Here is a 14,201-nt window from a genome sequence, read left to right on the forward strand (position 1 = left end):
CGTTCCAGTTCCAGTTGTTCCAATTATTTTTCAGCATATCCCTTCTACCCCTATTTTTACATATATATTTATATATTATATATATAATTAATTAATAATCAATATATTATATAATATAAAGAAGAAAAGAGAAAGGACAAGCAAAAGATATAAACCCACTCAAAATTAATTGGAACAACTGGAACAATTGGAACAACCGGAACGCAGCCCCGAGAAAATCCCCTCTTCTCTAGAAGGCATTTCTCACTCCACAACCCAATCCGTGATGTTATGCGTAGCAGCATAGTTCGAGATTTCTGCATTTGCATTTAAGCATTATCCATCTTCTTGATTGGACGGATGATAAAACCATCTTTTGGCGCCATATAGTCTGCATTACTATATTCAAGCTGAAAGAATATTTGGCATCCACCCTTATGCCGTTTTTGGGTTGAAGCAATTAACAAGCAAGGAAGCTGCGGTAAAGGCAACTCCTACCCCTACCACACCCGTCCATCCATAATGTTGCCAGAATAGACCTGAAACAAATGTACCGGTAGAACCTCCCAAGAAGTAAATGGTCATATAAACGGTATTGACCCGGTTGATGGCGGATGCGTCAAGAGCGACCACACTGGTCTGATTTGACAGATGGACGCTTTGCATTCCGGCATCAATCAAGAGGATGGCGATTATCATCCACAAGTAACTGTCATTTCCCCAAAATGCCAACAACCATGCAAACAGGATGACGCATCCTCCGACAATAGAGAAGAATCTTGCGCCATACTTTTGGATATATCCGCTGATGAAAACCACCGTGGATGCACCTGCCAATCCGCACAAACCGAGTGCTCCGATAATATCGTCGCTTGCAAAGAAAGGCTCTTGCTTCATTCGGAAAGCAAGGCAACTCCACAAGGCAAAGAACGAGCCATAAGCCAATGCCGCCCTCAACGACGCGATACGCAAGTACGGGTATTTGGAAAGTAGGCGCAACAAGGATTTCCACAGCCCTGCATAACTTTCTCGTGAACGGGCAGGCAACACGGGCAGCATTTTGTGAATCATCAGAAAACACCCAAGCATAAACACGCAAGCCACAAAATAGACAGAACGCCATCCCCATATATCGGCGAGAAAACCACTGAATACCCGTGACCCAAGAATGCCTATGAGCAAACAGGACTGTATAATCCCCACGTTGCGCACCTTGTGGTCCGGAGCTGAATTATACGACACCAACGGAATGAAGAACTGCGGCATGACCGAAGATGCCCCGGCAAGCAAGGATGCGCCCCACACCCAGTAGATGTTCGGGGCGAGTGCTATGGCAAGCAAGGCGCACGAAGAAACGATGTAATTGGTCAATATCAGTCTCTTTCGTGAAACCAGGTCGCCAAGCGGAATGACCAATACAAGCCCTGCCACATAGCCTATCTGGGTCAATGTCGCCACCATGCTGGCAGAAAAATCGCTTACCGCGAAATCCTTAGCCATGCTGCCCAACAGAGGCTGGTTATAATAGCAGTTGGCAACGGAAAGCCCGGTAGCGACTGCCATCAGCGCCAGCAGAGGCGCCGAAATGCCTTGGTTCTCCCTCAATTCATACTTCATCTTCTGCCTCCTTTCAATATGACACGATTTTCAATCCAATCAGGGAAGCAATAAGCGTGAACAGAAAGAAAAGACGGATGGGAGAGGCCGGCTCCTTGAAGACGAATATCCCTATCAAGACCGTGCCGACCGCCCCGATACCCGTCCAAATGGCGTATGCCGTTCCCAAAGGTAAAGTCTGAACCGCCTTGGCAAGCAGGGTCATGCTCAATACTGTGGAAGCCAAGAAGCCGCTACCCCACAGATAAAAAACAAGTCCTGACGCAGCTCTCGCTTTACCCAAGCAGAATGTAAGGCTCACCTCAAACAATCCTGCCAATAATAAGATTATCCAATTCATAACTATGATTTATTAAATTCAGGTGCAAAAGTAAGTAAATAATCTCTAATTGCTTTTTTCATTTGGTAAAAACTGATTTTACATTTGCAAAAAAACAGCCGTTCATTTCCGTTTTTATGTGCAATTTTATAATTTTGCACACCAAATACAACAATGAGTTATGGATATAAAGGAAATCATCAATCAAAGATATGCCATGCCGGATGCGTCTTTGGATAGATTGCGGCAATGCCTGAGTGAGGTTTCGTACCCCAAAGGATTCCGCGTGTTGGAAAACGGCAAGATAGAAAAGGATATCTTTTTTATCAAGAACGGCATTGTCCGCGCTTACACTTCGGTGGACGGGAAAGAAATCACCTTTTGGGTTGGCAAGGAAGGAGCGACCCTTGTTTCCATGAAAGGATACGTGAACGATGAGCCGGGATATGAGACGATGGAGCTGATGGAAGATTCTGTCTTATACGTATTGAAGAAGAAAAAGCTGAAAGAATTGTTTACGGAAGACTTGCATATTGCCAATTGGGGTCGGCGTTATGCGGAGATGGAATTGCTTGCCACCGAGGAACGGCTGATTTCCATGTTGTCCGCCATTGCTTCGGAACGGTACAAAGAGTTGTTAGAGAAAGAACCCGAGTTGTTGCAACGGTTGCCGTTGGGAAACATTGCTACCTATTTAGGCATAACACAGGCAAGTCTGAGCCGGATCAGGGCACAAATAAAGTGACGTAATTCGGCGGATATTCCATAGTTTTTTAATATTACTCAAAGCTCAAAGCCATGAGCAAAATTACAAATGTTCCCTCAGAAATGCGAAACTTGAATTAAAAATACAAGATTGGGATAAAGAAAGAACAAACATTCCTTTTCAAAAGGAAATAATTGCCGATTTCTTTCCTTTTTAGAAGGAAACTTTCTACATTTGCAGCCGATTGCAGGAATCGATTTTGATGGAATAGGAAAAGGGGCAAGACCATGGCTCAAAGCACCATGATCTTGCCCTTTTCTATTCTGACTTTTGCCACACCCATCTCGTTCAGCGCCGTGATGATTTCCTGCAGGCTTGCCCTGCGGGAGAAGCGGAAGTGGATGAGCTTATCCATATTCGCCTGGGATTGGAAGACTACGGTCTTGTTGTACCAGGCTCCGATGTCGCTCATCGCTTCTGCCAGCGTAACCTGATCCATATCGAAATCGCCTTCCAGCCAGTCGGAGGCTGAAGGGGAAGCCTTAGACACCACAATCTTATCCGCCTGAAGCGTGGCAGTCTGACCTGGGCGCATTTCCACTTCCGTATCGGCATTGCTCACCTTCACCTTGCCCTGCATCAGGGTTACCTTTGGGGCATCCTTGCGATAGGCTTTCACATCGAATACGGTACCTAACACCTGCGTCTGCATCTCTCCTGCCTTTACCACGAAAGGCCGATGAGGATTCTTGGTTACTTCGAAATGAGCCTCGCCCTTCAGACGGACTTCCCGGACTTCTGCATCATCGAAAGATGCAGGATATTCGAGCGTAAAATTGGCGTTGAGCATCACCTTGGTACCATCGCTCAGCGTTACCAATGTGGTGGTTGCTGCCGGGGTAGAAACCACGCAATAGCCATCGCTCAGGGTCTGCTCCACCTGCTTGGGAGAAGTGACCTCCGAGAAAAGTTCCATGGAGAACTCCGTAGGCTGAGAAATCTCCTGGGATGAACGGAAAATAAAAAGGAAGAGGCTTGCCGCTACTGCAACTGAGGCAGTAATCCAAGCCAGGATTCGGGCTTTGGAAATCTTTCTGGATGAAGATTCTCCTCCGATTTCATTCTCTATCTTTTTCCCAGACAATTCATCTTCTGCCTTCTGTAGATGTTCCTTCTCTGAAGAAATATGCTTCTTCTCGAAAGCTTCCCAAGCCGCCAGCGTTTCTTCCATCGAAGGCTCATCGCCCAGGGCTTCCCCGAATATCCGGGAAAGCCGGGCATCAGAAGCATTTTCTGAAACTTTCTCAGAAGCATTCTCAGAAACATTTTCTGATACAGAATCCATTCTATAATCCAGTTCTTGATCTTGATTCTTATCCTTATTCATGATTTTTCCTCCTAATTCTCTATGTTTGTATGCTTCATTCGCTCGCGCAAGATGGCGAGTGCCTTGGAAATATGCTTCTTCACGGTGTTGGGACTGATGCCCAGCCTGTCGGCTGCCTGCTGATAGGTGAGATGCTCGAAATAACAGAGGCGGAGAATCGTGCAGGTGGGTTCCTTCAGCTCCCTTGCAATCTGCTCTGCCTGTTGCAGCAGGCGCTCGTGCTCCTCATACTGGGTACTCATATCATACCGGGTGGCCTCTATCAGCGCCTCTACGTTGGTCTGTTCCACCTGCTGGTGCTTGAGCCAGTTGAGACAGGCATTTCTCACCGATGCGTAGAGCCAGCTCCTCCTTGTTTCCATCTGCAAGGAGGAGAATTGGTTCCACGCCTTCTCGAAAACATCTCCCACAACGTCACGGGCCTCGTTGCCGTCTCCCAAAAGAGACACGGCATAACGCACCAATCGAGGATACATTTCCAGGAATAGCTGCTTAAAGTCGTTGTTTTTCGCTCTGTCCTGCGCCACTACCTTTATATTTATTTCTTGTTGCATTGAATGTGTATCTCACATTCATGAGAATTTTCTGATTATCTGCATATCGGGTTAACGTGCGATGCGACTGCGTGCCGTTTGCCTCGAAATAATAATATCCTGTATGCAAGAGGTCTTGCACTACAAACATCACCTTGAGGGCATCGTTCTTCAGGAAGTCCTTGGAAACCCGGAACTGCATGTTACCCATACATTTCTTTCTTCCGTGTCCCATCTCTGCATTCGTGCTGACATTGCCCGAAAGATTCATGAACCACCGGTGGGGAAGCCTCAGATTGTTGTTCATACTGAATGTAAACTGAGGCTGGTTTTTGCCAAACTCGGGGATATTGAGATGATCTACATTATCATGACCGTAGAAGACACTCGCCGTGAGGTTAGGATACCAGATTCCAAACGAAGGCGCCACACGGATATTGGCTCCACAATAGTAGGAATGAGGCACTGAAGCCATCGTCTGCAAAAGCACACTCGGATGATTCACCTCATCGTAAGGCTTGTACCAGGTCATGTACATATCAAGTACATAGTTGTAGTAAGCCATAAACGACAACCACTTGTAATTGCCCGACAGGTTGAAACTGTGCTGCTTCTGAGGCTTGAGATGAGGGTCACCGGACTTGTACTCGTACTTGCTGTCGTAGTCGATGCTGCTCTGAAGCATGACGTAGATAGGACTGTACTTGTTCAGACGATAGGAGAAGGCAAGATTCAGATTATCCTTGCTGTAGCCGATGGATGCAAATGGAATCCAATCCCTGTAGCTGGGACTCTGTTCTGCCTGCAGCACATCCTTCTCGTAATAATCGGTTTTCTGGTATTCGTATCGCAAACCGGCTCCATAGTTCATGTGTCCGATGTTCAGATAATACTCCAGGAATCCGGCATAGATAGACTGGCGGATGTGGTTGAAGGCATCGGCAGAAAAGCCGCTCTGGGTGAAGTCGTTGTGGCGGTTAGTAAACATCTCTTCCGTTCCGAAGGAAAGCCTACCCTTCCACAAAGGTCCCGAGACCACCAGCTTGGCAGCATAGAGATTACTCTTCACCTTGCTCTCTGATTCCGCATCCAGCTGTCCGTCGTTTATCGCCGTCTGGGTGCTCTGGCTCACCTTATTATAGAAGTCGCCATTGAAATTGATGTTCCATTTGCCGAAATCGCCATTATAATAGGCATTCACGCTATGCGACCAATGGGGCTTGCTTTTCGAAAACAGATCTACGCCCATGCTTTCCGTCAGTTTACCATTCTCCCACACATCGGTAGCTCCCCAGCTGTGAGTGTAGTTGTTGCCTATCATGTTGATTGTCTCATAGCGCATACCCAGCGATTGCTGCTCGGAAATCTCATAGTTGAAACCTGCGTTCATAAGAATCTCTCCACCAAGGGTTTTCGTGGTTCTACGGCTGTTGAATTCCCAGTCGCTGGTAGTATGGAGCTGGGTTTCGGAATGGGCGGTGGTGTGCGAGCGTTCCAATCCCGCTCCCACTTCGCCGAAGATATCGAGTCCGCCCGTGCGGTAGTTCAACTGCACATCCTCATAGCCATGAGGCGAATAACGACCCTGTATATATTCAGAATAAAGGCTTCCGCTCAAGCCCTGTCCGCGCTTGCGAACGGCACGCAGACGGATTACTGCATTGGTCTTGGAACTATACTGCGCACCGGGAACGGTAACAATTTCTGCCTTCAGAATATCCTTGGCGCTCAATCGCTTGAGTTCGTTCAGATTCTCCAATTTCCTGCCGTTGAGATAAATCTCGGGCGCTCCACGACCGATGATTTCCCAACTGCCCGCTTCGCCCGAAACGAATGGCAACTGGCTGATCATATCTTCTGCAGAACCCAGTTCGCCTAGGATGGTACCGGATACCAGGGTAGTGAAGGCTCCGTCCTTATACACCACATTGGGGCGGGTACTCTTGATGGTTACCGCCTTCAGCTGCTGGGTGTCGGGATGCAGACCGATATGCATGGTAGGCTTGCAGGCCAGGGTCTGCGACTTATAGCCCACAAACGAAACCTTCAGCATCACATCCTTATCGGCATAAGGAAGCACGAAACTTCCATCTTCTGCCGTTACGCAACCGGCCACATAAGCCTTGCTGACGGAGGAAATCAACACCACGTTGGCAAAAGGCAGAGGCTTCTGGTGCTCATCCACCACGCGGCCCTTGATCTGTTCCACCCGGGTTGTCTTGCCCGTGTATTGAACGGCGAAATAGGTATTGTGCTCTACGAAGGAGAAAGGTTTCCCTTGCAGCACCATCTCCAGGGCTTCCTTCTGTCGCTTAGCCTGGATATTGGCGGTTACGTGATATTGGTCGGTAGCCTGATAGGCAAAGAGGATATTCTTCTCGCCCGCCTTTTCAATCTTCTTCAACACGGAAGTAAGCGTTTCGTTATGCACCTGAAAGGTCATACCTCTGCTTTGAGCAAATAGGGAAATGCTCAAGACAAGACACAGTATAAGGGAAGTCGTTCTTTTCATCATTTTTCTTGTTTTTATGATTCTACTTTGTTCATAATACAACATCCCCCTGGAATCGGGTACGCCTATTTTAAAAATTTTGTTGCAAAAATACAAAAATAATTGGAGAGAAAGGAAAAACTTTCCCTTTAAAAAGGAAATAATTGCCGTTTTCTTTCCCTTTTAAAAGGAAATTTTGTATCTTTGCGACCGAAAGTCCCTTGAAAAAGTGGCAGAACAAAGCAAAAAGTCCCTTGAAAAACGTGCATGAATTCAAGAAAAGTCCCTTGGAAAACGTGCACAGCATCAAGAGTAATACATCATAAATCATTAGAAAACAGATGTTTAAACGAAAAATTGAAAAATATCTCAAAGAATGGAAAAGTGATGAGCATAAAATGCCTCTCATCATCAAAGGATGTCGCCAATGCGGAAAGACATTCTCTGTACTCGATTTTGCCCATAAGAATTATGAGCATGTTGTGTATATTGACTTTTTCCAGCACCCAGAATACAAGTCGGTATTTGATGGTGGCCTGGACATCGATCTTCTCTGCATGACACTTTCTACCTTAATACCTGATGCCAATTTCGTATCGGGCAAAACCTGTATCATCTTTGACGAGATACAGGAATGCCCACGTGCTCGCACAGCCTTGAAATTCTTCAAGACGGATGGCAGATACGATGTCATCGGTACGGGTTCCCTGCTGGGAGTCAGCGGTTACCATACCAATGCTTCGTCAGAGGCTCCAATTCCTGTTGGTTACGAGACTATCATAGACATGTATCCAATGGATTTTGAGGAATGGCTCTGGGCAAATGGCATTAAGAAAATGACCATCGACTACCTGCATCGCTGCCTGGAAGAAAAGACTCCAGTACAAGAAGCCATCCACGAAAGAATGCGCCAACTGCTGCTACAATATTGCATTGTTGGTGGAATGCCAAGAGCCGTGAGCGTATTTATGGAAACTCATAATATGCAAAACGTGCTACGGATGCAGCAAGCCATCATCGAAGAATACAAAGTAGATATGCTGAAATATGCTCCACAAGCAGACAAGTCGAGAATCAGAGAATGCTTCGAGTCAATTCCGCGTCAACTGAGTAAGGAAAACAAGAAATTCGCATACGCCACAGTACGATCCAACGGAAGAGGACGTGACTATCAGGGCAGTTTGCAATGGATAGAAGATGCTGGCATTATCCGCCGTTGCTACAACCTGTCAGCGCCCGAACTCCCACTTGATGGCAACTCCATTCCCGACCAGTTTAAAGTTTACATGGCAGATACAGGGCTTTTCATCAGTATGCTCGAACCAGGAACGGCAGCTGACATTCTGCAAGGCAATCTCTATGGATACAAGGGAGCCATCTTTGAAAATCTGGTAGCCGACATTTTTGGCAAGATGAATCGCAAGCTCTATTATTTCCGCAAGGACTCGGGTTTGGAAATCGACTTTGTTACAAGATACGAAGGCAAATGCACGCTGGTAGAAGTAAAGGCGAGCAACGGAAACATTAAAAGTGCCAAGACCATCCTTTCGAACCCCGAAAAGTATCACGTATCTCAAGCCATCAAACTGGGAGATGTAAATGTAGGAACAGCCCCACAAACACTCATTCTTCCCCTCTACATGGCTTTTCTGCTGAAAAACAAATAATCTTCGTTAAAATATCGAAATCCTAAGAATAATCCCGACAGAAATAATTAATTTTGCAAATAAAATCAGAATACTGTAGATAAATGCAGAGGATAACACATAAGAGAATCCGAATTTCCTGGCTGCTGCTATTGGTTTACCTGCCGATGCTGCTGGTCGTTACGTTTCACCATCATGGTGAAGCGCAGGGAACTCATGCTGATTTCTATTGTGCAGATTGCGCCCATCATGTTCATCACGACGGTCATCTGATAGCCCTGCAGAATACCATGCACGACTGTGTGCTCTGCCAATTGCAAAGCACACCTTATCTGGCTCCATCCATCGTGGTATGGATTGCCATCACCGTGCTCCATCTCTCCCCTCGCCGTGCCTTCTGCTCTCCTTGCCTGTGCAGGGAGAAGGGGGTAAAATCTACCCGTGCTCCACCTTATTATCAGTTTTTATAAATAATTGAAAATTAACATAATAAGGTAATTAATAACATAATGAGAACAATATTGAAATCAATATTGCTGATGAGCCTATGCTCGTCGGCAACAGCCCCTGCTATGGCTATAAACGGAGCAGATAATAACAAGGAAAAGTCAAGCATTCATGGTATGGAAAACAGCGATTCCATCAAGCACCAGCCTCTGACAGAATCGAGCGTGAAACTGAATGAAGTGGTGGTTACGGGATTGACTGGCAGCCAGGAACTCAAGCAGTCGCCTGCACCCATCTCTTTCGTTTCTGCCCGCCAGCTCGAAATGCAACCTTCAACCAACATCATCGACGCCATCGCTCATCAGCCAGGCGTTTCGCAGATTACCACGGGAAGCGGAATCTCCAAACCCGTGATTCGTGGATTGGGATTTAACCGTGTGGTCGTAGTAAATGATGGAGTCAGACAGGAAGGACAGCAATGGGGCGATGAACACGGAATAGAAATCGACCCGGCTTCGGTTCATTCCGTAGAGATCCTGAAAGGTCCGGCAAGTCTTATGTATGGCTCGGATGCGATGGCTGGCGTCCTCATCTTCCATTCCGCTCCTACCCTTGCAAAGGGCGACATGAGAGCGAATTTCTCTACAGGTTACCAAACCAATAACGGACTTTTTGATTATTCGCTCAACTTTGCGGGCAATCAGGGCGGATTTGTCTGGAATACCCGATATAGTGGAAAAATGGCGCATGCCTACAAGAACAAATACGATGGTTACGTCTTCGGTTCTTCACTCCGAGAACAGGCCCTTTCGCAGCTCCTCGGTTGGAATTATCGCCAGGGACATTCGCATCTCACACTCGATTATTATCATCTCACTCCGGGCATCGTAGAGGGAGAAAGAGATGAGAAAACGGGCGAACTGGAAATTCCGGATGGCTACGATGCCAAGAGTTACGGCAAACCGATGCCTTATCAGCAGATTCACCATTACAAGGCGGTGCTCGACAATTCCTGGTTCCTGGGCGACGGCAATCTGAAACTCCTCTTGGGTTATCAGCAGAACCGCCGTCAGGAGTTTGAGGAGGAAGAGAATCCGAAGGAATGCGGACTCGACTTCATGCTCCATACCGTGAATTACGACCTGCATTATCTCTCGCCGGAAATGAATGGCTGGAAATTCTCAACAGGTGTCAACGGCATGTGGCAGCAATCAATTAACAAGGGAACAGAGTTCCTGATTCCAGCCTATCATCTCTTCGATTACGGCGTGTTTGCCACGGCGAGCAAGAAAATAGGCAAGTTGAATCTAAGCGGCGGAATCAGATACGATCATCGCCACCTGCACAGCGAAGCGGATTCTTTCCGTTTCCAAGCCTTTAAGCGCAGCTTTGAAGGAGTAACCGGAAGCATCGGATTGGCTTACGAAATCCTGCCCGATTTCAATCTGAAGCTGAACCTGGCAAGAGGATTCCGTGCTCCAAACATCAGCGAATTATCATCGAATGGTGTGCACGAGGGAACCCAGCGATACGAATTGGGAAATACCAGTCTGAAGCCGGAAAACAGCTGGCAATTCGACCTTGGTCTGGATTATTCTTCGCCTATCATTTCGGCAGAGCTCTCGCTATTTGCCAATCGCATCAACCATTACATCTATAGCGAGAAGTTGGCAGATGAGAATAATCAGCCTGTCCTCATCGACGACACGCCAGCCTATCAGTTTACTTCGGGCGACGCCCGCATTCTGGGTGGTGAGGCGAGCATCGACATCCACCCTGTGGAGCATCTGCATTTCGGCAACACCTTCTCGTATGTCAACTCGGTTCAGTTGCATCAGCCATCCGAATCAAAGTATCTGCCATTCACCCCAGCCCCTCGCTGGGTTTCGGATGTAAGGTATGAGTTTGTCTGCGACGGCAAGACTTTCGACCATCTCTTCGTAAAGCTACAGATGGATTGCAATCTCCACCAGAACCATTATTTCGCAGCCAACGAGACGGAGACCGCTACGCCATCGTACACCTTATTAAATATGTATGCCGGTACCGACGTGAAGCTCCATGGCAAGCGCCTTCTCTCGCTCTATCTTTCGGGCGAGAATATTACCAACCGTGCTTACCAGAACCACCTGAGCCGTCTGAAGTATCTGGCGGAAAACACGGTTACGGGCAGAAGAGGCGTTTACAACATAGGGCGCAACTTCTGTATCAAAGTAGTGGTTCCGATAGAACTGTAATTTCCCCCTTTTAGAATAAGCAATTCCTCATCAGGAATCAGAATTTAGAATAAATAAATGCCGATAGGGTGCCAGAAGCTACAGAAAAAGTAACTTTTGGCGCCACTATCGGCATTTTTTCGTCTAATAATTAGACAATAATGACCGCTTTTCGATGATATTTCGTAACTTTGCACCATGATAAAGAAACAAGGAACGATATTGATTGTTGATGACAACCGCAACATTCTTACTACGGTAAGGATGCTGCTGGAACCCATATTCGATGGCATCATCACCATCGCCAACCCGAACTCCATCCCAGCCAAGCTGAGAGAGGAGCATCCCGACGTGGTGCTGCTCGACATGAACTTCTCCAGCGGAATCAATTCGGGAAACGAGGGATTGTACTGGCTCAGGGAAATCAAGAGCCTCAGCCCGAAAACCGAAGTGGTGCTCTTTACTGCCTATGCCGACATCCAACTTGCCGTAACAGGCATCAAGGAAGGTGCCGCCGACTTCATCGTGAAGCCTTTTGAAAACGAGAAGATGATCCGCACGCTGATAGAGGCTAGGGATAAGAACAAGGCTGTGGATAACGCTATTGGCAAAAAAGGTGGAAAACTTTGTGGAAAAGATGCACAAAGTGCTATGTATTGGGGAGATAGCGAAGTTATGAACAATTTGAGAAGCATTGTGGAAAAAGTTGCCGCAACCGATGCTAACATCCTGATTACAGGCGAAAACGGAACAGGTAAAGAGGTGTTAGCCAACGAGATACATCGTTTATCCACAAGATGTGGAAAGAAAATGCTGCCTGTGGATATGGGAGCCATTACGGAAACCCTTTTCGAGAGCGAACTCTTCGGTCATGTGAAGGGCGCTTTTACCGATGCCAAGGTGGATAAACCGGGCAAGTTTGAGCTTGCCGACGGCAGCACCATCTTCCTGGACGAGATAGGAAACCTATCCTATGGTCTTCAGGCAAAACTCCTCACCGCCCTGCAGCGCAGAAGCATCGTAAGAGTGGGCGGAAGTACGCAGATTCCCATCAACGTACGACTGGTTTGCGCCACCAATCGCAACCTGCAGCAGATGGTAAACGATGGTGAATTCAGAGAAGATCTGCTCTATCGCATCAACACCATCCATCTGGAATTGCCAGCCCTGAGACAGAGAAAAACAGACATTGTTCCATTGGCAGAAAGATTTCTCCTTCAATATGGCGATTTATATAATAAGGTGAATCTCCGTTTTTCGGAAGAAGCTGAGAAAAAACTTACCAGTTTGCCTTGGTACGGCAACATCCGTGAACTTCAGCACGCCATCGAGAAAGCCGTGATTCTATCTGATGGCGGAATGATTTCTGCCGAAGATATTGACGGCGGAAACCAGCAGAAAAGAGAGAAGCCCCTGGAAGAGGTTCAGACGCTCGACGAGATGGAGAGCCGAATGATAGAGAAAACCATCAGGGAATGTGAGGGAAATCTGTCGGTGGTAGCCGCAAGACTGGGCATTTCCCGCCAGACGCTTTATAATAAGATTAAGCGATATGGATTATAAACTAATTATAATTATCGTGCTTTTGCTCGTTGCTGTAGTGGGTTACATTCGCCTCTACCGCCACTATCGCCGGAACATCAAAAAGGTAACCTTCCTTTTTGATGCGATAGATAATGGGGATTTCTCTTTCAATTTTCCTACGGAGAAGGGGTTTAAGGAGGATAAGATTCTGCACAAATCCCTCAACCGAATCAAGCTCTTCCTGCAACATACGAGAGAGGAGCAGATGAATCGGGAGAAATATTACGAACAGATTCTGAATGCGGTGGATACGGGCATCCTGGTGGTAGATAGCCACGACAACATCCTGCAGCACAACCAGGCAGCCCTCAGGTTGCTCGATACGGATGTGCTTACCCACATGAACCAGGTAAAAGGGAAACTGAAGGATGAACATCTGGCAAAACATGAGACGCAAGCCATGCTGAAAGACAAGCACGTGCGCATCATCGCCCTGAGCGACGTGAGCCACGAGCTGAGCAATCAGGAGGTGGATTCATGGATCAAGCTGATTCGTGTGCTGACCCATGAAATCATGAATACCATCACGCCGGTTACTTCGCTGAGCGAGACTCTGCTTACCCGGGTTACAGAGGATAAAGACCTGAAGCAAGGCCTGGAAACCATCCACAAAACAGGAACCGAGCTGTTGGCTTTCGTCAACAACTATCGCCGTTTCACCCATGTTCCCCAGCCTCAGCCTGCTCTTTTCTATGTGGAACCCTTCCTGGAAAGAATGGCGCTGCTCTGCAACCACGAAGTAGAGATTTCGGTTTCTCCCAAGGATTTGCTGGTTTATGCCGATGAGAGCCTCCTCTCTCACGTGGTAACGAATCTTCTGAAGAATGCCGTAGAAGCTTTCAACGGGCAGGAAAAGTTATCTGCAGAAAGAAACAAGCAAGATGGAAATGTGCAAGGTAGGAACAAGCAGGAATGTCGCTCCGCGGATTTGCAATCCGCGGCAAGCAAGAAGGCATTTATCCGTCTCCAAGCCTACACCAACGCCCAGGAATCCATTATCATCGACGTGAGCAACAACGCCGGTCTCATCCCCGATGATGTAGCCTCCCACATTTTCATCCCGTTCTTCACCACGAAGCTGGAAGGAAGCGGCATCGGTCTCTCCCTCTCCCGCCAGATCATGCGAGTAAGCGGCGGCAGCCTCTCGCTCCATCAGGACAAGGCACAGGGAATCACCACCTTCCGCATCATCATCCCATAAAAAAGTATAATTTTGGGGAGGAAAGTTTGGCATTTTCGCTTTTTTACCATATCTTTGCCATTATAAAAGATTAAG

At 47.2% G+C, this 14,201-nt stretch carries 11 protein-coding genes; 6 read left to right on the forward strand and 5 right to left on the reverse strand.

All coding sequences use genetic code 11. The features are described from left to right. Positions 1-414: 414 nt before the first annotated feature. On the reverse strand, positions 415-1,596 hold the full coding sequence (locus DXD25_RS13925) for an MFS transporter (protein ID WP_117664024.1): 1,182 nt from the start codon (positions 1,594-1,596) through the stop codon (positions 415-417). A 13-nt stretch (positions 1,597-1,609) separates the two neighbouring features. Then, positions 1,610-1,936 carry a multidrug efflux SMR transporter gene (locus tag DXD25_RS13930; protein ID WP_117664025.1) on the reverse strand — a complete coding sequence of 109 codons (327 nt, stop codon included), beginning with the start codon at positions 1,934-1,936 and terminating at the stop codon, positions 1,610-1,612. A gap of 160 nt (positions 1,937-2,096) precedes the next feature. Between DXD25_RS13930 and DXD25_RS13935 the strand changes: the two genes are divergently transcribed. After that, entirely contained in the window at positions 2,097-2,660 is a 564-nt protein-coding gene (locus tag DXD25_RS13935; RefSeq protein ID WP_117664026.1) for a Crp/Fnr family transcriptional regulator, read from the forward strand. A 253-nt stretch (positions 2,661-2,913) separates the two neighbouring features. On the opposite strand, the gene DXD25_RS13940 is transcribed toward DXD25_RS13935, so the two are convergent. The 3 genes from DXD25_RS13940 to DXD25_RS13950 are packed head-to-tail and all read right to left on the reverse strand — an operon-like array spanning position 2,914 to position 6,984. Then, positions 2,914-4,008, reverse strand: coding sequence for a FecR family protein (locus tag DXD25_RS13940; RefSeq protein WP_117664027.1), 1,095 nt, complete (start codon positions 4,006-4,008; stop codon positions 2,914-2,916). Positions 4,009-4,019: 11 nt separating this feature from the next. Further along, positions 4,020-4,562 carry an RNA polymerase sigma-70 factor gene (locus tag DXD25_RS13945; protein ID WP_117664028.1) on the reverse strand — a complete coding sequence of 181 codons (543 nt, stop codon included), beginning with the start codon at positions 4,560-4,562 and terminating at the stop codon, positions 4,020-4,022. Continuing rightward, positions 4,501-6,984, reverse strand: a complete 2,484-nt coding sequence (locus DXD25_RS13950; RefSeq protein WP_158556345.1) for an outer membrane beta-barrel family protein — start codon at positions 6,982-6,984, stop codon at positions 4,501-4,503. Before DXD25_RS13950 ends, DXD25_RS13945 begins: the two co-directional genes overlap by 62 nt. A gap of 389 nt (positions 6,985-7,373) precedes the next feature. Here DXD25_RS13950 and DXD25_RS13960 point away from each other — a divergent pair, with 389 nt between their 5' ends. The 5 genes from DXD25_RS13960 to DXD25_RS13980 all read left to right on the forward strand — a co-directional run bounded on the left by DXD25_RS13960 (position 7,374) and on the right by DXD25_RS13980 (position 14,126). After that, complete coding sequence (locus DXD25_RS13960) at positions 7,374-8,699, forward strand: ATP-binding protein (RefSeq protein WP_117664031.1); 1,326 nt, start codon at positions 7,374-7,376, stop codon at positions 8,697-8,699. An 83-nt stretch (positions 8,700-8,782) separates the two neighbouring features. After that, entirely contained in the window at positions 8,783-9,148 is a 366-nt protein-coding gene (locus DXD25_RS16510) for a hypothetical protein (RefSeq protein WP_147327922.1), read from the forward strand. Positions 9,149-9,187: 39 nt separating this feature from the next. Further along, on the forward strand, positions 9,188-11,362 hold the full coding sequence (locus DXD25_RS13970; RefSeq protein ID WP_117664033.1) for a TonB-dependent receptor: 2,175 nt from the start codon (positions 9,188-9,190) through the stop codon (positions 11,360-11,362). A gap of 177 nt (positions 11,363-11,539) precedes the next feature. Further along, on the forward strand, positions 11,540-12,904 hold the full coding sequence (locus DXD25_RS13975) for a sigma-54 dependent transcriptional regulator (protein ID WP_117664034.1): 1,365 nt from the start codon (positions 11,540-11,542) through the stop codon (positions 12,902-12,904). Further along, positions 12,894-14,126, forward strand: a complete 1,233-nt coding sequence (locus DXD25_RS13980) for a PAS domain-containing sensor histidine kinase (protein ID WP_117664035.1) — start codon at positions 12,894-12,896, stop codon at positions 14,124-14,126. The genes DXD25_RS13975 and DXD25_RS13980 overlap by 11 nt, the downstream gene beginning before the upstream one ends. Positions 14,127-14,201: the final 75 nt, after the last annotated feature.

It is taken from the genome of Prevotella sp. TF12-30 (genome assembly GCF_003436715.1).
Lineage (GTDB): Bacteria > Bacteroidota > Bacteroidia > Bacteroidales > Bacteroidaceae > Prevotella > Prevotella copri_A.